The sequence below is a fragment of the Streptomyces albidus (ex Kaewkla and Franco 2022) genome (assembly GCF_013870515.1).
GTDB lineage: Bacteria > Actinomycetota > Actinomycetes > Streptomycetales > Streptomycetaceae > Streptomyces > Streptomyces albidus.
Window position 1 is genome coordinate 24600 of record NZ_JACBXA010000027.1, and the last position, 17857, is coordinate 42456.

The 17857-nt window shown below is 68.5% G+C and carries 16 protein-coding genes and 1 pseudogene; 10 read left to right on the forward strand and 7 right to left on the reverse strand.

Features of this window, described 5'->3' with window-relative positions; all coding sequences use genetic code 11:
* Positions 1 to 30 precede the first annotated feature (30 nt).
* Positions 31 to 357: pseudogene (locus tag H5J26_RS07405) on the reverse strand (transposase); the annotation flags it as partial.
* A gap of 306 nt (positions 358 to 663) precedes the next feature.
* Between H5J26_RS07405 and H5J26_RS07410 the strand changes: the two are divergent.
* Entirely contained in the window at positions 664 to 1368 is a 705-nt protein-coding gene (locus H5J26_RS07410) for a DUF2470 domain-containing protein (RefSeq protein ID WP_181764914.1), read from the forward strand.
* 361 nt (positions 1369 to 1729) lie between these two features.
* Here the strand turns inward: H5J26_RS07410 and H5J26_RS32390 are convergent, their stop codons facing one another.
* The gene (locus tag H5J26_RS32390) at positions 1730 to 2404 is read right to left on the reverse strand and encodes a MarR family transcriptional regulator (RefSeq protein ID WP_181764915.1); all 675 of its coding nucleotides are present in this window, start codon (positions 2402 to 2404) and stop codon (positions 1730 to 1732) included.
* 183 nt (positions 2405 to 2587) lie between these two features.
* Here H5J26_RS32390 and H5J26_RS07420 point away from each other — a divergent pair, with 183 nt between their 5' ends.
* Together H5J26_RS07420 and H5J26_RS07425 are read left to right on the forward strand one after the other, a co-directional pair.
* Complete coding sequence (locus tag H5J26_RS07420; protein WP_181764916.1) at positions 2588 to 3805, forward strand: cytochrome P450; 1218 nt, start codon at positions 2588 to 2590, stop codon at positions 3803 to 3805.
* Positions 3802 to 4041 carry a ferredoxin gene (locus H5J26_RS07425; RefSeq protein ID WP_181764917.1) on the forward strand — a complete coding sequence of 80 codons (240 nt, stop codon included), beginning with the start codon at positions 3802 to 3804 and terminating at the stop codon, positions 4039 to 4041. The genes H5J26_RS07420 and H5J26_RS07425 overlap by 4 nt, the downstream gene beginning before the upstream one ends.
* 210 nt (positions 4042 to 4251) lie before the next feature.
* Here the strand turns inward: H5J26_RS07425 and H5J26_RS07430 are convergent, their stop codons facing one another.
* Positions 4252 to 4851 carry a DUF1707 SHOCT-like domain-containing protein gene (locus H5J26_RS07430; RefSeq protein ID WP_181764918.1) on the reverse strand — a complete coding sequence of 200 codons (600 nt, stop codon included), beginning with the start codon at positions 4849 to 4851 and terminating at the stop codon, positions 4252 to 4254.
* A 237-nt stretch (positions 4852 to 5088) separates the two neighbouring features.
* On the opposite strand from H5J26_RS07430, the gene H5J26_RS07435 reads away from it, so the two are divergent.
* The 7 genes from H5J26_RS07435 to H5J26_RS07465 all read left to right on the forward strand — a co-directional run bounded on the left by H5J26_RS07435 (position 5089) and on the right by H5J26_RS07465 (position 13258).
* A complete protein-coding gene (locus H5J26_RS07435; protein WP_181764932.1) occupies positions 5089 to 5262 on the forward strand; it encodes a hypothetical protein in 174 nt (57 codons plus the stop codon).
* A complete protein-coding gene (gene kdpF, locus H5J26_RS31345) occupies positions 5259 to 5348 on the forward strand; it encodes a K(+)-transporting ATPase subunit F (RefSeq protein WP_181764919.1) in 90 nt (29 codons plus the stop codon). The genes H5J26_RS07435 and kdpF overlap by 4 nt, the downstream gene beginning before the upstream one ends.
* Before the next feature lie 7 nt (positions 5349 to 5355).
* Entirely contained in the window at positions 5356 to 7020 is a 1665-nt protein-coding gene (kdpA, locus tag H5J26_RS07445) for a potassium-transporting ATPase subunit KdpA (RefSeq protein WP_181764920.1), read from the forward strand.
* Entirely contained in the window at positions 7017 to 9155 is a 2139-nt protein-coding gene (gene kdpB, locus H5J26_RS07450; RefSeq protein WP_181764921.1) for a potassium-transporting ATPase subunit KdpB, read from the forward strand. The genes kdpA and kdpB overlap by 4 nt, the downstream gene beginning before the upstream one ends.
* A gap of 5 nt (positions 9156 to 9160) precedes the next feature.
* Positions 9161 to 9835, forward strand: coding sequence for a potassium-transporting ATPase subunit C (locus tag H5J26_RS07455; RefSeq protein WP_181764922.1), 675 nt, complete (start codon positions 9161 to 9163; stop codon positions 9833 to 9835).
* 113 nt (positions 9836 to 9948) lie between these two features.
* Positions 9949 to 10632 carry a response regulator gene (locus H5J26_RS07460; protein WP_181764923.1) on the forward strand — a complete coding sequence of 228 codons (684 nt, stop codon included), beginning with the start codon at positions 9949 to 9951 and terminating at the stop codon, positions 10630 to 10632.
* 79 nt (positions 10633 to 10711) lie between these two features.
* On the forward strand, positions 10712 to 13258 hold the full coding sequence (locus H5J26_RS07465) for a sensor histidine kinase (RefSeq protein WP_181764924.1): 2547 nt from the start codon (positions 10712 to 10714) through the stop codon (positions 13256 to 13258).
* 84 nt (positions 13259 to 13342) lie between these two features.
* Here H5J26_RS07465 and H5J26_RS07470 read toward each other — a convergent pair whose 3' ends face one another.
* From H5J26_RS07470 to H5J26_RS07485, 4 genes are all read right to left on the reverse strand, one after another.
* Positions 13343 to 14434, reverse strand: a complete 1092-nt coding sequence (locus H5J26_RS07470; RefSeq protein ID WP_181764931.1) for a magnesium and cobalt transport protein CorA — start codon at positions 14432 to 14434, stop codon at positions 13343 to 13345.
* A gap of 416 nt (positions 14435 to 14850) precedes the next feature.
* Positions 14851 to 15669 (reverse strand): ABC transporter permease, encoded by an 819-nt coding sequence (locus H5J26_RS07475; RefSeq protein WP_181764925.1) that lies wholly within the window; start codon positions 15667 to 15669, stop codon positions 14851 to 14853.
* On the reverse strand, positions 15666 to 16664 hold the full coding sequence (locus tag H5J26_RS07480) for an ATP-binding cassette domain-containing protein (RefSeq protein ID WP_235980467.1): 999 nt from the start codon (positions 16662 to 16664) through the stop codon (positions 15666 to 15668). Before H5J26_RS07480 ends, H5J26_RS07475 begins: the two co-directional genes overlap by 4 nt.
* Positions 16665 to 16746: 82 nt before the next feature.
* Positions 16747 to 17595, reverse strand: coding sequence for a DUF4097 family beta strand repeat-containing protein (locus tag H5J26_RS07485; protein ID WP_181764927.1), 849 nt, complete (start codon positions 17593 to 17595; stop codon positions 16747 to 16749).
* Positions 17596 to 17857: the final 262 nt, after the last annotated feature.

A 17857-nucleotide genomic window follows, 5' to 3' on the forward strand; every position in this document is an offset into this window, starting at 1 on the left:
GTGACCGCCGCATTGGTTCGCCTGATTGGTTCAGGCTGCTGTCTTGAGGGGGCGCCCGCCCCAGCGAATGCCTTTCTCGCTGCGGATGCGGGCGCGTTCCTTGCGTTCGGCGGCCAGGACGTCGCGGTGGCGGGCGTTGGCGTTGCGCCAGCGCAGGTAGGCGTGCAGGGCCCGGGCCTGCACGGTCTGGTTGGGGTGGTGGGAGTTGGCGATGGTGAACTGCCTCAGCGGTCCGAAGTGGGCTTCGATTGGGTTCGCCCACGAGGCGTAGGTCGGGGTGAAGCACAACTCGACCTTGTTTTTCATCGCCCAGCGGCGGATCTCGGCGCCCTTGTGGGCGGACAGGTTGTCCAGGATCGGCTCCCTGCTCGGAGACCTCCGGAACCCGTCCGGCGTGAGACCGCGCGGCGGGGGGGGTCGACCACCGCCGACTGACACATCCGGACACGCTGCTGGGCTCAGGATCCATCGAAGCACGGCAGGTCTGGTGCTCCCCCATCGCCGCAGTCGTCACCGCCGCGCGTTGACGGCTGTGTCTTCGGAACTCGCGCCGTGCGCCGCCCCTTGACGTGACTCCACGACGTGAATGTTAGGTTAGCCTAACCTAATCAAGCCACGTGAGTGTGGCCATGCCTCTGAGACCGCTGCCTTTGGAGAACTTGGATGCGTCCCTTCCGTGCCCGCGTCACAGAGCCGACGCCCGCCGAACGCGTGCGGTCGATCTTGGCCGCGGCCCATTCGATGACGGTCGTGAGCGACGGGCTTCACTCCGAAGTGCACCGGCTCTCCGGAAGGGAGGCGGTGGGTGACTTCCACCTTCACGCACCTACCGAAGCCGCTCTCGCCACGGGCGGGACACGCATCCCGGTGAGGCTGGAGCTGACCGACATCGCACCCACACCGGTACGGGACCGGCTGCGGGCCCGAGTCACACTGGCCGGAGTGCTCGCGGCCCCGTACGACCCGGACGCCGAGGAGAGCACCTGCATGGAGTTCGGCCAGGCGGTCCTCGAGGACGCCGGCGGGCGTTCGTACGTGACACTGGACGAACTGCAGGCCACGCCGCCCGACCCCCTGGCCGCCTGCGAAGCGAGCATGCTCACGCATCTCGTGGACGCCCACGGTGAAGACGTTGCCCTGTTGCTGCGCCTCGTGCGACCGCTGCCGGACAAGGGTCTGGTGCGCGCTGTTCCGGTGGCGCTGGACGGGTACGGCGTCACGTTGCGCCTTGAGTATCCCGACGGCCACCGGGATGCCCGACTGCCGTTCACGACACTCGCGAAGAACGCCGACCAAGCCGGCTCCGGGATACGAGCCCTGCTGGACGCCGCCCGCCGCGCCTCCCACCTCAGCCACCTACTGACCTGATCACCCGGGACAGCAGTGTCTCTTGCCGGCTCTGCGGGTGGTGCCGAGTGAGGCACAGGGGTTCCACCCCTGCCCCTTCCGCGGTGAGAGCACGCAACGCGGCCCGCGACAAGGGAAGTTGTTCGCGGCCACTCGCTCCTCACCGCGCAGTGGTAGAGGGTGGCTGGGTGGCCGGCGGTCCGCGTCATGCGAAGGGCGACGGCTCGGCGGGGTGCAGGATGTTCACCTCGGCCCGCGAACAGTACGAGCGCACAGGCGAACGACCCACGTCAGCCCTGTGCTCACGAACGCGGTGACCTCCCATCACACCCGGGACATCGCGGCGTTCATGCACCGCCCCGGCAGAGGGCCAGGAGACTCGTCACGCCAGGAGGGAGCGCCAGCGGTCGGCCGACTCCATCATGTCGAGGCTGATCCGCTCCAGGAACGTCCCTGCCCTGGTCAGCCGCTGCCCGACGGGGCTGTCGAGCCCGAGCGTCTCCGCCCCCGCGATCGCTGCCTGCGCCGAATCGAGCGTCTGCCGCGAGCTGATGACGATCGAGTGGTACCAGGCGTCGTCATCGATCACGTAGATGTCGCGACGCCGCTGCGGATCGCGCTCGCGCCGGACATACCCGTGCTGGACCAGGTAGTTCACGGCCACGGAGACGGATGCGGGACTGACCCTCAGCCTGCGGGTCAGCTCGGCCGCAGTGCGCCTGCCGTCCTCGGACAACAACAGGTCGAGGTGCACGCGCGCTGTCATCCTCGGTAGCCCCGTCCTGACCGCCAGCTCGATGATCTCGGCTTCCACCGTGCTGCCCGGCGCTTCGGCCGCGCGCGGGGGCACCGGTGTGCCACGCCGCGCCCGCTGGACCGTCTCCCGATGTGCTTGCTCGGGCCGGTAGCCACCGGGGCCGCCGTTGCGTGCGACCTCCCGGCTGATCGTCGAGGTCGGCCGATCGAGCCGCCTGGCGATCTCCGCATAGGAGAGCCCGTGGGCGAGTCCGGCCGCGATGCGCTGGCGCTCCTGCTGGGTCAACCGTCCTCCTGGCATGCCGCCAGTATTGCCTTCAAGCTCATTCATTGCAACGGTGCATTGCATTCGACGGCAGCGCCATTGCACCTGTTTTACGTCGCTGACCTGCGTAAGCGATCCATTGTCGATTGACTCGATTCGGAATGCGCCGTAGCTTTCGGGAAGTGATAAACGCGTACTATCGCGAGATGAGAGATGGTCATGGGTGAATCGGTCCACACCGTCACGACGATGCCGACGGCGCGTCAGTCCGGCTGCCCCTTCGACCCCCCGGCGGAGCTGATCGACGCCCGCCGGCACGGCCCCATCAGCCGCTACACCTTCCCCGGCGGAAAGCCAGGCTGGCTGATCACCGGATACGACCTCGTCAGGTCGGTCCTCGCCGATTCGCGGTTCAGCTCGCGCAAGGAGCTCATGCGCCACCACCCGACCATCGACTACGGAGACTTCGAGGTCCCGCCGGCGCCGCCCGGCGAGTTCCTCCTCATGGACGAGCCGCAGCACAGCCGCTATCGAAAGCCGCTGATGGGCAAGTTCACCGTGCGGCGGATGCGCCTGCTCTCCGAGCGCATCGAGCAGATCACCGCCGACCACCTCGACGCCATGGAGAAGACCGGGCCGCCGACGGACCTGGTGACCGCGTACGCCAAGCCCATCCCCGCCGTCATCATCTGCGAGCTCCTCGGCGTTCCGTACCAGGACCGGGGGTCCTTCCAGGAGCAGGTCGACTCGTTCATGAACGGGGAGACAAGCGACGAGGACCTGATGGCGGCCTACACCGCTACGCAGAACTACCTCGCGGAGCTGGTGGCAGCCAAACGCGCGAACCCCACAGACGACGTGCTCAGCGATCTCACCGACAGCGATCTGACCGATGAGGAGCTCAAGGGGATCGCCTTGATCCTGCTGGCAGCCGGGCTCGACACCACCGCGAACATGCTGGCCCTGGGCACCTTCGCGCTCCTGCGCAATCCGGAGCAACTGGCCGCGCTGCGCGCCGATCCCGCGCTCATCGACGGCGCCGTGGAGGAACTGCTGCGGTACCTCAGCGTTGCCAAGACGTTCATGAGGACGGCGCTGGAGGACGTCGAGTTGGGCGGCCGGACCATCAAGTCCGGTTCGCCGGTGATCCTTTCGTACAACACCGCCAACCGCGACCCCGAGCGCTTCGCCGACCCCCATGTCCTCGACCTCGGCAGGCAGCAAGGCGGGCACCTCGCCTTCGGCCACGGCATCCACCAGTGCCTGGGTCAGCAACTGGCCCGCGTCGAGATGCGGGTCGCCTTCCGCGCGCTGATCGAGCGCTTCCCCACGCTGCGCCTGGCCGTACCGGCTGAAGAGGTCGGCCTGCGCTCGGAGACCGCGGACATCTACGGAGTGAAGAGCATGCCGGTCACCTGGGACAAGGAGGAGTCATGAGTCCGGCGCGCCTGAGCGTCGACCGTGAACGCTGCATCGGCGCCGGGATGTGCGCGCTGACCGCCCCCGAGGTATTCGACCAGGATCCCGACGACGGCCGCGTGCTCCTGCTCCAAGCCGAGCCGCCCGCCGCCCACCGCGCGGCCGCGCAGATGGCCGCCCGCGTCTGCCCCTCCGGGTCGATCACCTTCCACAAGCCGGAACCCAACGGGTCGTGGGGGGTGTCCGCGAAGTAGCGTCGTCCGCCTGCAAGGCGGGGGGCGCGGGGTCTGGCGCGTGCGATCGCAAGGCGGAGGAGGAGAGCGCAGCGGGCTGCGCCGACGACCGACAACGCCGGGAGCGTGCGTGCCAGACCCCGCGCCCCAGCCGGGACTTCGCGGACACCCCCTAGCACCGGTGGAGTTGCCGTGAGGCGAGAGGTCGCGTCTGCGGCCCTGTGCGTGGGCTCACTCCGGCTTGTTGCGCTTCAACCTGCGACGTTCCCACTTGTTGGGGTGACGGATGACCACACCCGCCGGGCCGCCCGCGCCGGTGAGGCGGATCAGCGGTGTGCCCGGCAGCCTGTCGGGAGTCGTCTTGTCCTTGAGACCGCCGAAGCCCGGATCCATCCCACCGGTCTCCGCAGCCCAACTGTCGGGGATGACGACCGTGACGCCTGCCAACTCCCCGTGCACTTCCACCTCGACCTCGGGCAGCCGGCAGGCGGTCCGGGTGAAATCGAGCGTGACTCCGCCCATCCCGCCGTGCGCCGTCACGTGCCCGGGCACCTGCCAGCGTCCGACACGCTTCGCGCCGTGGAGTCCTCCCTCGAGGACCAATGGCTCTCCCGGATCCGGAACGACTTCGGGCGGCAGATCAGCGGTGAGAAGCCCCAACTCGGCGCGAGTCTTGGCACTCAGCGCCTGCTCCAGCCTCAAATCCAGCTCGGTGAAGTCGAGTCGGCCTTCGGCAGCAGCCTCCTTGAGCTGCTCGACCACTGCTTCGCGATCCGCATGGGAAGCGCGCACCACGCTCCGGCTGACTGGTTCCGTGGGCTCAGCGGTCATGGATTCGATGATACGGACAGCGGGACTTGAACCACCCGGCACTGCGGAAGGCGGCCGGCGCCCGTAGGAGAGGCCACCTGCGAACGTACGCAGCTCCACCTCGTCGTCCGGCAGCCCGAGGCGCTCGACCTCGACATCGCAGCGCACCGGCCCCTTGACCACGCGACCGTCCTGCTCGAGTCGCGGCGGGTCGGCAGAGCGGCGTAAGAGAAGCGTCAAAGTGGCGCCTTCTGCCGTATGGAACCCGTCAAGACCAGGCGCTCCCGTTCGGCGACGGGGCTTTCATCGAGGAGCCAAGCGTTTCCCGACCTATTCCAGGAGCTCACGATGGCCGACGTGGCCTTCGTCGTCACCATGATCGCGGTCTTCGCGCTGGTGGCCGTCATAGCCAGGGGGGTGGCAAAGCTGTGACCACCGAGAACATCGTCGGTCTCGTCGTGGCCGTCGCCCTGCTGGGCTACCTCGCTTTCGCCCTGCTGCACCCGGAGAGGTTCTGAGCCTGAAATGAGCCCCTTCCTTGCCGGTGTGCTCCAGCTGCTCGCGCTGGTCGCGGCGCTGGCTCTGGCCTACCGTCCCCTCGGCGACCACATGGCAGGCGTCTACTCCTCCACGAAGCATCTTCGGGTCGAGAAGTGGATCTACAAGGCCGTCGGCGCCGACCCCGACATCGGAATGCGCTGGCCTGCCTATCTGCGCGGTGTCCTGGCGTTCTCCGCGGTGAGCGTCCTCTTCCTCTATCTCCTGCAGCGCCTTCAGGGCAGCCTGCCGGGATCGCTCGGATTCTCCTCCATCGACCCGGACCAGGCGTTCAACACGGCTGCCTCCTTCGTCGCCAACACCAACTGGCAGTCGTACTACGGCGAACAGGCCATGGGCCACGTCGTGCAGACCGGCGGTCTCGCCGTGCAGAACTTCGTCTCGGCAGCCGTGGGCATCGCCGTCGCCGTCGCTCTCATACGAGGCTTCGCCCGGACCCGCAACGGCGAACTGGGGAACTTCTGGGCGGACCTGGTCCGCGGGACCGTCCGCATCCTGCTCCCCGTATCGGTGATCGCAGCCATCGTCCTGGTCGCCTGCGGCGCCGTCCAGAACTTCTCCGGCATCCACGAAGTCGGACAGTTCACGGGCGGCGCCCAGCAGTGGAACGGAGGGGCGGTCGCCTCCCAGGAGGCAATCAAGGAACTCGGAACCAACGGCGGCGGCTACTTCAACGCCAACTCCGCCCACCCCTTCGAGAACCCGAGCCCGTTCTCGAACCTGCTGGAGATCTTCCTGATCCTCGTCATCCCGTTGGCGCTGACCCGCACCTTCGGAAGGATGGTCGGCTCGCTGAAGCAGGGCTACGCGATCCTCGCCACGATGGCGACGATCTGGCTCGGCTTCACCACGCTGATGATGTGGACCGAATTCCACCACGGCGGCCCGGCGTTGGAGCTCGCCGGTGGTGCGATGGAAGGCAAGGAGACACGTTTCGGAGTGGGCGGATCGTCGATCTTCGCGGTCGCCACCACGCTCACCTCGACCGGAGCGGTCAACTCCTTCCACTCCTCCTACACCGGCTTCGGCGGCGGCATCACGATGCTGGGCATGCAGCTCGGCGAGATCGCCCCCGGCGGGGTGGGGTCCGGGCTCTACGGCATGCTGATCATGGCGATCATCGCGGTCTTCATCGCGGGGCTGATGGTCGGCCGTACGCCCGAGTACCTGGGCAAGAAGATCGGCACCCGTGAGATCAAGCTGGCGGCCTGCTACATCCTCATCACGCCGGCACTGGTGCTCTGCTTCACCGCCGCGTCGATGGCCCTGCCCACTCCGGCAGACTCGATGACCAACTCGGGTGCGCACGGGTTCTCGGAGATCCTCTACGCGTTCACCTCGGGCGCCAACAACAACGGCTCGGCCTTCGCGGGCCTGAACGCGGACACCCAGTGGTTCAACACCACCATCGGGCTCGCCATGCTGCTCGGCCGGTTCCTCCCGATGGTGTTCGTACTGGCGCTGGCCGGCTCATTCGCCGAGCAGAGGAAGGTCCCCGCAACCGCGGGCACCCTGCGCACCGAGAAGCCGCTCTTCACCGGCCTGCTGGTCGGAACGATCATGATCATCGCCGGTCTGACCTACTTCCCGGCACTGGCGCTGGGGCCGCTCGCAGAAGGGCTGGCGTCATGACCACCACGACACAGAAGCAGGAGGAGCGCGGCGTTATGTCCACCGTCACTCCGACCCGTGCGCCTCACGAGGATGTGCCCTCAGGACACAAGCCCGAGCAAGGCCGCGTCGGCGGGGGCCTGTTCGATCCCCGGCAGCTGATCACGTCGTTCCCCGAAGCCGTCCGCAAGCTCGATCCACGGGTGATGATCAAGTCCCCCGTGATGTTCGTGGTGCTGATCGGCTCCGTACTGACCGCGGTCTTCGCGCTCAAGGACCCCACCGACTGGTTCGGCTGGGCGATCGCCGCCTGGCTCTGGCTGACGACGGTCTTCGCCAATCTCGCGGAGGCGGTGGCCGAGGGCCGTGGCAAGGCTCAGGCCGACACCCTGCGCAAGGCCAAGACCGACACCGTCGCGCGGCGGCTGCGTGACAGTACCGAGGAGCAGGTCCCCGGCACCGAGCTGCGCATCGGTGATCTGGTGGTGTGCGAGGCCGGGGACGTCATTCCCGGCGACGGCGATGTCGTCGACGGGGTCGCGAGTGTCGACGAGTCTGCAATCACAGGCGAGTCCGCACCGGTCATCCGCGAGTCCGGTGGGGACCGCAGCGCCGTCACCGGCGGCACCAGGGTCTTGTCCGACCGCATCGTCATCAAGATCACAACGAAGCCGGGCGAGACCTTCATCGACCGGATGATCAAACTGGTCGAGGGCGCTGCCCGGCAGAAGACGCCCAATGAGATCGCGCTGAACATCCTTCTGGCGTCGCTCACCATCGTCTTCCTGCTCGCGGTCGTCACGCTGCAGCCGTTCGCGATCTACGCCGGCCAGAAGCAGCCCATGATCGTGCTGATCGCGCTTCTGGTCTGTCTGATCCCGACCACCATCGGCGCGCTGCTCTCCGCCATCGGCATCGCCGGCATGGACCGGCTCGTGCAGCGAAACGTGCTCGCGATGTCGGGCCGCGCGGTCGAGGCCGCAGGCGACGTCTCCACGCTGCTGCTCGACAAGACCGGAACCATCACCCTCGGAAATCGTCAGGCCGCCGAGTTCGTCCCGGTCGAGGGCGTCGCCGAGGCCGAACTGGCGGACGCGGCGCAGCTCTCGTCGCTGGCCGACGAGACGCCCGAAGGCCGCTCGGTCGTGGTCCTCGCCAAGGAGAAGTACCACCTGCGGGAGCGCGACCAGGGCGAACTCGTGCACGCGGAGTGGGTGGCCTTCACCGCTCAGACCCGCATGTCCGGTGTGGACGTGGACGGACGCAGGGTCCGCAAGGGCGCGGCCGGTTCCGTCGTCAGCTGGGTCACCGAGCGCGGAGGGCTGGTGGCTGCCGACGCGGCCGCAGCGGCCGACGCGATCTCGGAGGCGGGAGGCACCCCGCTTCTCGTCGCGGTGGACGACGACCTCGGTGCACGCGTTCTCGGCGTCATCCATCTCAAGGACGTCGTCAAGGAGGGCATGCGGGAGCGGTTCGACGAGCTGCGCCGGATGGGCATCAGGACCGTCATGATCACGGGTGACAACCCGCTGACCGCTCACGCCATCGCCGACGAGGCCGGCGTGGACGACTTCCTCGCCGAAGCCACGCCCGAGGACAAGATGGCCCTCATCAAGCGGGAGCAGGCCGGCGGCAAGCTCGTGGCGATGACAGGCGACGGCACGAACGACGCGCCGGCCCTGGCTCAGGCGGATGTCGGCGTCGCCATGAACACGGGCACCTCGGCCGCCAAGGAGGCCGGGAACATGGTCGACCTGGACTCCAACCCCACCAAGCTGATCGAGGTCGTCGAGATCGGCAAGCAACTCCTGATCACCAGGGGCGCGTTGACCACCTTCTCCATCGCCAACGACGTCGCGAAGTACTTCGCGATCATTCCCGCGATGTTCGCAGTAGTCCATCCGGGCCTGGACAAGCTCAACATCATGGCCCTGGCCTCCCCGCAGTCGGCGATCCTCTCCGCTGTCATCTTCAACGCGCTGATCATCGTCGCGCTCGTGCCCCTCGCGCTGCGAGGAGTGCGCTACCGGCCCACCAGCGCGGACAAGATGCTCCGCCGCAACCTCGGGATCTACGGTCTCGGCGGCCTGATCGCCCCCTTCATCGGCATCAAGATCATCGACCTGCTCATCACACTCATCCCCGGAATCGGCTGATCGCCATGAACAACTCACTGGGCAACACCGCGCGCCTCGTCGGAGCCGGTCTCCGCGCTCTCCTCGTCCTGACGGTGGTCGTGGGCGTCCTCTACCCGCTCGCCGTCACCGGCTTCGCGCAAACTGTCTTCAACGACAAGGCCAACGGCTCGGAGATCGCATCGGACGGCAAGGTCGTCGGCTCCGAACTCATCGGCCAGACGTACGACCTGCCGAAGAAGGACCCCTCCGACGCCGAGGAAGCCGCACGGCCGGACCTGAAGTGGTTCCAGCCGCGCCCGTCGAACGGCCTGGGCACCAACAGCGTCAACACCCAGTACTCGATCGTCCTCTCCGGAGCCACCAACCGATCCGCCGACAACCCCGAACTCGTCCAGTGGGTCGAGGGCGCCAGGAAGGCCGTCATCGCGGACAACCACGCGAAGGGCTACACACCCGCGCCTTCCGACGTGCCGCCGGACGCGGTCACCTCCTCCGGATCGGGCCTGGACCCGCACATTTCTCCCCAGTACGCGGATCTCCAGGTTCGCCGCGTCGCTGAGAAGAACGACCTCGAGGTGAAGCAGGTGAACAATCTGGTCGAGGACCACACCGACGGCCGGACCCTCGGCTTCATGGGCGAGCCCAGGGTGAACGTCCTTCAGCTCAACGTCGCACTCAAGGAACTCACCGGGAAGTGACCGTTGTTGCAACAGCGGAAGGCGACCGGAGGCCCGGGTACCTGCCTGGGGCCTCCGGCTCCCGGCAAGCTGGTCGACACGCGTCTCGCGCACGACAGAAAGGCGGCACAGCGATGACCCGGGTGCTGGTGGTGGAGGACGAAGCACAGCTCGCACGGGCTCTCGAGATCAATCTGAAAGCACGCAAGTACGACGTCGACTCGGCCCCTGACGGAGAATCGGCCCTCCGGCTCGCCGCCTCACGTCCCCCGGATGTCGTACTGCTGGACCTCGGCCTTCCCGACATGGACGGCATCGAAGTGATCAAGGGACTTCGCGGCTGGACCCACGTGCCGATCCTGGTGGTCTCCGCACGTCAGACCTCGGACGAGAAGGTCGAGGCACTCGACGCCGGAGCCGACGACTACATTCCCAAGCCCTTCGCCATGGCCGAACTGCTGGCCCGGCTGCGGGCCGCATCCCGCCGCACGGCGACCGTGGTCTCCACCGACCCCGCGGCGATCGTCACGACCGAGGAATTCACCGTCGACCTGCTGGCGAAGACGGTCGAGCGCGGCGGACACGACGTCCGCCTCACCCCGACCGAATGGCACCTGCTGGAAGTGCTGATCCACCACCGTGGGCGAATGGTCAGCCAGAAACACCTCCTGCAGGAGGTGTGGGGCCCCACCTACGGCAAGCAGTCCAACTACCTCCGCGTGTACATGGCTCAGCTCAGACGAAAGCTCGAAGCCGACCCCGCACACCCCCGCCACCTCATCACCGCGCCCGGGATGGGCTACCGCTTCGAACCGTGAGATCTCCTCATCCTGGCAGGCTGCCCAGAATGAGAAGACGACCCCGGTAACCGTCCCGTCGACCGCAAGGACCGGAACCATGGCACGCGGCAAGCTTCGGATCTACCTCGGTGCGGCGCCGGGCGTCGGCAAGACCTACGCGATGCTCTCCGAGGCACACCGCCGCAGGGAGCGCGGAACGGACTGCGTCGTCGCCTTCGTCGAGCACTACGACCGGCCGCGCACCGAGGTGATGCTGCACGGCCTGGAGCAGGTGCAGCGGCAGGAGATCGACTACCGGGACACGGTCTTCACCGAGATGGACGTGGACGCGGTCCTGGAGCGCCGGCCGGCCGTCGCCCTCGTCGACGAGCTCGCACACACCAATGTCCCCGGCTCGCGCAACGCCAAGCGGTGGCAGGACGTCGAGGAGCTTCTCAGCGCCGGCATCAGCATCGTCTCCACAGTGAACATCCAGCACCTCGAATCGCTGGGCGACGTCGTCGAGTCCATCACCGGGGTCAGGCAGCGAGAGACCGTCCCCGACGAGGTGGTGCGCAGGGCGGACCAGATCGAACTGGTCGACATGTCCCCGCAGGCGCTGCGCCGCCGCATGGCCCACGGCAACATCTACAAGCCGGACAGGATCGATGCGGCGCTCTCCAACTACTTCCGCCCCGGGAACCTCACCGCCCTGCGCGAGCTCGCGCTGCTCTGGGTCGCCGACCGGGTCGACGAGTATCTCCAGGAATACCGCGGCGAGCACAACATCCGCACCACTTGGCAGGCCCGCGAGCGCATCGTCGTAGGCCTCACCGGCGGCCCCGAGGGGCTCACCCTCATCCGCCGCGCCGCCCGGCTGGCCGAGAAGGGGGCCGGCGGCGAGGTGCTGGCCGTCTACATCTCCCGGAGCGACGGGCTGACCTCCGCGTCTCCCAAGGAACTGGCCGTCCAGCGAACCCTCGTGGAGGACCTGGGCGGCACCTTCCACCACGTCGTCGGGGACGACGCCCCGTCCGCCCTGCTGGAGTTCGCACGCGGAGTCAACGCCACTCAGATCGTCCTCGGCTCCAGCCGCCGCAAGGCCTGGCAGAACATCTTCGGCCCCGGCGTGGGCGCGACCGTGGCACGCGAATCGGGCCCCGACCTGGATGTCCACATCGTCACTCACGAGGAGGCCGCCAAGGGACGCGGGCTCCCCGTGGCCCGCGGCGCGCGTCTCGGCCGCTCCCGGGTCATCTGGGGATGGCTCGTGGGCATCGCCGGCCCCGTGCTGCTCACCCTCCTTCTGAAGGGCGTCGCCCCCGACGTCGGCCTCGCCAACGACATGCTTCTCTTCCTGGCACTCACCGTGGCGGCCGCCCTGGCCGGCGGTCTGCTGCCGGCGCTGGCCTCGGCGGCCTTCGGATCCCTGCTGCTGAACTACTACTTCACTCCCCCACTGCACGGGCTGACCGTTGACGACGCCGACAACATCGTCGCCATCGTGATCTTCGTGGGGGTGGCCGTATCGGTCGCCTCGGTGGTCGACCTCGCGGCAAGGCGCACTCACCAGGCCGCCCGTCTTCGCGCCGAATCCGAGATCCTCTCCCTCCTGGCCGGCAGCGTGCTGCGCGGAGAAACCACACTCGAGGCACTTCTCGACCGGGTGCGCGAGACCTTCAACATGGACTCCGTCGCGCTCCTGGAGCGGGAGAGCGACGTCGCTCCCTGGACCTGCACAGGGAGCGTGGGGAACGCCCCTCCCCCCGTACGGCCCGACGACGCTGACGTGGACGTGCCGGTCGGAGAGCGCATGGCGCTGGCCCTCACCGGCCGCGTCCTGCCCGCCGAAGACCGCCGTGTGCTCTCCGCGTTCGCCGCGCAGTCAGCCGTCGTGCTCGACCGCCAGCGCCTCGTCGGCGAGGCCGCGCAGGCCCGCGAGCTCGCCGAGGGCAACCGCATCCGCACCGCCTTGCTCGCCGCAGTGAGCCACGACCTGCGCACCCCGCTCGCGGGGATCAAGGCGGCGGTGACGTCATTGCGTTCCGGCGACGTCGACTGGTCCGAGGAGGACCAGGCCGAACTGCTGGCCGGAATCGAGGAAGGAGCCGACCGCCTCGACAACCTGGTCGGCAACCTCCTCGACATGTCCCGGCTGCAGACGGGCACGATCACCCCGCTCATCCGCGAGATCGACCTCGACGAGGTCGTGCCCATGGCGCTCGGCGGACTGCCCGACGACAGCGTCGAGTTGGACGTTCCCGAGGACCTGCCGATGGTCGCCGTGGATGCGGGACTCCTGGAGCGGGCTGTCGCCAACATCGTTGAGAACGCGGTCAAGTACAGCCCCGAGGGCCGACGTGTGCTGATCTCGGCCAGCGCCATCGCCGACCGCGTGGAGATGCGCGTGGTGGACCGAGGGCCAGGAGTCCCGGACGAAGCGAAGGACCGCATCTTCGCTCCCTTCCAGCGCCACGGTGACGCACCGCGCGGGACGGGAGTCGGCCTGGGGCTCGCCGTCGCCCGGGGCTTCGCAGAGGCGATGGGCGGCACGTTGGCCGCTGAGGACACGCCCGGAGGCGGCTTCACCATGGTCCTCACGCTGAGGCCCGCGGCCGGCCATTCGCCGGCGCCTCCCGACCTTCCGGCGACAGCCACGTCATGACGCCCACGGGGCAGGGCGCAGTTCTCACCTGGTGGTTGCGCACGGCCAAGATGGCCAACTGCCGTCTGCGCGGCTGCTGGTGTGTCAGAGCCAGCCGTTACGGCGGAAGCCGCGGTGGATGAGGGTGCACGCCACGGCGATGACCGCGAGGACGGCCGGATAGCTGTAGGTCCAGCGCAGCTCGGGCATGTGGTCGAAGTTCATACCGTAGACGCCGCAGATCATGGTGGGGACGGCGATGATGGCCACCCAGGCGCTGATCCTGCGCATGTCCTCGTTCTGCGTGACGGTGATCTGCGCTGCGCCGGCCTGCATGATCGTGTCGATCAGGGCATCGAACCCGGTGATCTGTTCGCTGACTCGCATGAGGTGGTCGGCGACGTCGCGGAAGTACGCGCGAATGTACTCGTCGACCAACGGCGTGGATTCCTTGGCGAGTTGGTCCAGTGGGCCGGCCAGCGGGGCCACCGCTCGTTTCAGTTCGAGAAGTTCGCGCTTGAGCTGGTAGATCCGGCTCGCGTCGGAGCTTCGTCCGCGGTGGTCGGAGAAGACGTCGGTCTCGATGGTGTCGATGTCGTGCTGAACGGCTGCGGTGACGTCGAGATAGTGGTCGACGACGTGGTCGGTGATGGCGTGCAGCACGGCGGCGGGGCCCTTGGCCAGGTGGTCGGGCATGGCTTCCAGGCCCTCGCGGAGCGGGCCCAGGGAGCCGTGGCCTCCGTGCCGGACGGTGATCACGAAGTCGGACCCGGTGAAGACCATGATCTCGCCGGTCTCCACCACCTCGCTGGTGGCGGTGAGTTCGTCGTGCTCGACGTAGCGGACGGTCTTGAGGACGGTGAACAAGGTGTCGTCGTACCGGTCGAGCTTGGGCCGTTGGTGAGCGAGGACCGCGTCCTCCACCGCGAGCGGGTGGAGACCGAAGAGCTCGGCGACTCCGGCGAACTCCGCCTGAGTGGGCTCGTGAAGGCCGATCCAGACGAAGCCGTTGCCCTGCTTCTCACGGACCAGCTGGACCGCCTCGTCCGTGGGGCTGTGGCCGGCCTGACGGACGCCGTCGATGTAGACCACGCAGTTCACCACGGAGCTGCCGAGGGGTGAGCGGGCGGGATGGCTGAGGTCCACACCGCGACGGCGCCGAGCCGGGCGGACGGTGTTGCGGAGGTTGTGGACTATGGACACTGCGGGCTCCTACGGCAGGACAGGAATGGCCGCCCGGTCATTGCGCGCCCCCCGATCCGTGGCCGGGGTCGAGGGCGAGAGCAGGACGACGGTTTCGATCAACGCGACGACCACGACGGTGAACCGGCGCCTCCTGGTGCGTGGCTCGACCGTCCTCCCCGTCGGAGCCGGCCGCGGCGTTTGGATACCACGAACAGCGCCCGTCAGACCAGGGCCGTCACCACGCCGCGGATTGCGCAGGGCGAACGGCTGCGGGTGCAGCGCGAGTTCGAGCCGGCGGTGTCCGTCCTCGGCACGGGCCCGGCAGGCGGCGGAGAACGCCGACAGGGCGGCGTACGCCGACGCGGTGTCGGGTACGCCGCCCTCGCGACGGGACGGGCTTCGGGCTCCGGCCCTCGTACTGCTGACTCCTACTTCGGGTCGCGGTTGAACTGCGACTTGGACCAGAAGTAGCCGAGCACGGCCAGCCCAAGGCACCAACCCACGGCCAGCCACCCGCTGTTGCCGATCTCGGTCCCGAGCAGCAGGCCGCGCAGGGTCTCGATGGCCGGGGTGAACGGCTGGTACTCGGCGACCGGCTGGAACCAGCCCGGCATCGCGTCGACCGGCACGAAGGCGCTGGAGAGGAGCGGCAGGACCATCAGCGGCAGGGCGTTGTTGCTGGCCGCCTCTGCGTTCGGGCTCGACAGGCCCATGCCGACCGCGATCCAGGTGAGCGCCAGGGAGACGAGCCCCAGCAGCCCGACCGCCAGGATCCACTCCAGGGGGGTGGCATCCGTGGCCCGGAACCCGATGGCCACCGCCACGGCCCCGACGAGGACCACGCTCATCACGCACTGCAGCACGCTGCCGACGACGTGCCCGATGAGCACCGACCCCCGGTCGATCGCCATCGTACGGAAGCGGGCGATGATGCCCTCGGTCATGTCCGCGGCGACGGACACCGCGCTGCCGATCGTGGTGCCGCCGATGGTCAGCAAGAGGATGCCCGGGACGAGATACGCGATGTACTCGGACCGGTCCGCCCCGCCGTCCGCGATGCCGGCGCTCATCACGTCGCCGAAGATGTAGACGAACAGCAGCAGCAGCATGACCGGCGTGAGCAGCAGATTCAGCGTCAGTGACGGATAGCGCCGCGCGTGCAGCAGGTTCCGCCGCAGCATCGTGGAGGAGTCGCGCACTGCGAGGGAGATACGGAGCGGGCGGGCGGGAGCCAGGGGAGCACTCATCGGACAGCCTCCTTGGGCTGGTTCGGCGGGGTGCCGGCGCTGTCGTCGGCGCCGGTCAGGGCGAAGAACACGTCATCGAGGTCGGGGGTGTGCACGGTCAGTTCGTCCGCCTCGATGCCGGCGGAGTCCAGCCAGTCGAGGATGGAGCGCAGCTCCCGCTGGCTGCCGTCACTCGGAATCTGCAGGGCCAGCGCCTCGTCGTCCCGTGTGACCTCGCGCAGCGCGAACGCGGCGTTCTGGTACGCGGCCGGGTCGGAGAAGCGGAGCCGGACGTGCCCGCCGGGGATCATCCGCTTCAGCTCCTCGGCGGTGCCCTCGGCGACGATCTTGCCGCCGTTGAGTACGGCGATGCGGTCGGCGAGCTCGTCGGCCTCGTCCAGGTACTGGGTGGTGAGGAAGACGGTGACGCCGTCGGAGACCAACTCGCGGATGATCCCCCACATGTTGTGGCGGCTGCGCGGGTCGAGACCGGTGGTCGGCTCGTCGAGGAAGATGATCCGGGGGTTGCCGACCAGCGTCATGGCGATGTCGAGGCGCCGCTTCATGCCGCCGGAGTAGGTCTGGGCCGGCTTCTTGGCGGCCTCGACGAGGTCGAACCGCTCCAGCAGCTCGGCGGCGGCCCGCCGCCCCTCCCGCTTCGACAGGTGGTGCAGGTCCGCCATCAGGAGCATGTTCTCCTCACCGGTGATCAGCCCGTCGACGGCGGAGAACTGCCCGGTGACGCCGATCGCGGCGCGCACCGCCTGCGGGTCGGTGGCCAGGTCGTGGCCGCCGACGCGGATGTCGCCGGCGTCGGCACTGATCAGGGTGGAGAGGATGTTCACGGCGGTGGTCTTGCCGGCGCCGTTCGGCCCGAGCAGCGCGAACACGGAACCGGCCGGGATGCACAGATCGATGCCGTCGAGGACGGTCTTGTCGCCGTACGACTTGCGCAGACCGACGGTGGAGACCGCGGCCGGCGACGGGTGACCGTCGCCCAGTCTGGACGTGGGCATGACAGATGAAGGCATGGGGCCCTCCCATTCGAAGGCTGAAACAGCAGTGGAGTGGAGTGAGTTGAGGCGAGTGCCTCCGGGGTCAGGCCTTGGCGCGGCGGACGTCGATGTTGCCGTGCCTCGTACGGGCGCGGACCTTGACGGTGTCCTCGGCCTCCTCCGGCGCCTCGGACGCGGTGAGCGTGTTGCGCACCTGGCCGGAGGTGGAGCTGACGTCCAGCCAGGCGGCCGTGCCCTCGCGGATGCCGACGTCGATGGCGCCGTAGGAGGTCTCCAACTGGACGGTGCCGCGGGCCACTTCGTCCACGCGCAGGGTGCCGTGGGCGGTGGTGGCCGTGACCGAGTCCTCGGCGCGCCCGATCGCGATGTCGCCGTTGGCACCGCTCACCCGCAGCTCGCCCGTCGCGGCGCCGACGGTCGTGGTGCCGTGCGAGTTCTTCAGGACGCCGGGCCCGTCGACGAGGCCGACGCGCAGGCTGCCGGAGCTGGTGGTGATCTCCGCCGTGCCCTCGACCCGGTCCACGGTGATCGAGCCGTGCGACGCCTTCAGCTGCAGCGGACCTGTCGTCTCGAGGCGGACGTCGCCGGACGAGGTCTTCACGCGGACCTCTCCGAGCCGGCCCTCGCCGAGCACCTGGGCCCAGGCACCGGTCATGTCGATGCGCGAGCCCGTGGGCAGTTCGACCGTCACGTCGACGGTGCCGGTGCGCCCGAGGCCGAGCAGATTGGCCTTGGGCGTCCTGACGTTCAGTACGCCGCTCACGCAGGTGACCTCGGTCTGGTCGGCCGCTCGTACGTCAAGGTCCTTCTTCGCGTCGCGAGGCCGAACCTCGACGACGGTGTCGAGGCGGTCGCCCGCGGTGAACTGGATGGAACCGGCCTCCACATGCGCGGTGGCCGAGATCGGTTCGGGGGTGTCGAAAGTAGGCATGGCTGTCCCGTCCTCATGGGTCTTCAGGGCGTCCCCGCTGGTGGGACGTGGTGTGAGTGAAGTGGTGGGGTGAAGTGGTGCGGGCGAGGCGCGGTCAGCGCACCCAGCCCGTGAAGTTCTGTCCGATGGTCTGCGTCTTCTGCGTCGTGCGCGGCCGCGTGCCGCCGTCGACCGCCGCCGACACGGCCCGGACCAGCCACGCGTTGACCGACAGGCCCTCGCGACTCGCGGCCTCCTCGGCACGCGCCTTGAGGTGGGCGGG

What these genes read in the sequence shown, in the direction of transcription:
- H5J26_RS07410 (WP_181764914.1), top strand. Translation starts at nt 664, where the DNA reads ATGCGTCCCTTCCGTGCCCGCGTCACAGAGCCGACGCCCGCCGAACGC.
- H5J26_RS32390 (WP_181764915.1), bottom strand. Translation starts at nt 2,404, where the DNA reads ATGCCAGGAGGACGGTTGACCCAGCAGGAGCGCCAGCGCATCGCGGCC.
- H5J26_RS07420 (WP_181764916.1), top strand. Translation starts at nt 2,588, where the DNA reads ATGGGTGAATCGGTCCACACCGTCACGACGATGCCGACGGCGCGTCAG.
- H5J26_RS07425 (WP_181764917.1), top strand. Translation starts at nt 3,802, where the DNA reads ATGAGTCCGGCGCGCCTGAGCGTCGACCGTGAACGCTGCATCGGCGCC.
- H5J26_RS07430 (WP_181764918.1), bottom strand. Translation starts at nt 4,851, where the DNA reads ATGACCGCTGAGCCCACGGAACCAGTCAGCCGGAGCGTGGTGCGCGCT.
- H5J26_RS07435 (WP_181764932.1), top strand. Translation starts at nt 5,089, where the DNA reads ATGGAACCCGTCAAGACCAGGCGCTCCCGTTCGGCGACGGGGCTTTCA.
- kdpA (WP_181764920.1), top strand. Translation starts at nt 5,356, where the DNA reads ATGAGCCCCTTCCTTGCCGGTGTGCTCCAGCTGCTCGCGCTGGTCGCG.
- kdpB (WP_181764921.1), top strand. Translation starts at nt 7,017, where the DNA reads ATGACCACCACGACACAGAAGCAGGAGGAGCGCGGCGTTATGTCCACC.
- H5J26_RS07455 (WP_181764922.1), top strand. Translation starts at nt 9,161, where the DNA reads ATGAACAACTCACTGGGCAACACCGCGCGCCTCGTCGGAGCCGGTCTC.
- H5J26_RS07460 (WP_181764923.1), top strand. Translation starts at nt 9,949, where the DNA reads ATGACCCGGGTGCTGGTGGTGGAGGACGAAGCACAGCTCGCACGGGCT.
- H5J26_RS07465 (WP_181764924.1), top strand. Translation starts at nt 10,712, where the DNA reads ATGGCACGCGGCAAGCTTCGGATCTACCTCGGTGCGGCGCCGGGCGTC.
- H5J26_RS07475 (WP_181764925.1), bottom strand. Translation starts at nt 15,669, where the DNA reads ATGAGTGCTCCCCTGGCTCCCGCCCGCCCGCTCCGTATCTCCCTCGCA.
- H5J26_RS07480 (WP_235980467.1), bottom strand. Translation starts at nt 16,664, where the DNA reads ATGCCCACGTCCAGACTGGGCGACGGTCACCCGTCGCCGGCCGCGGTC.
- H5J26_RS07485 (WP_181764927.1), bottom strand. Translation starts at nt 17,595, where the DNA reads ATGCCTACTTTCGACACCCCCGAACCGATCTCGGCCACCGCGCATGTG.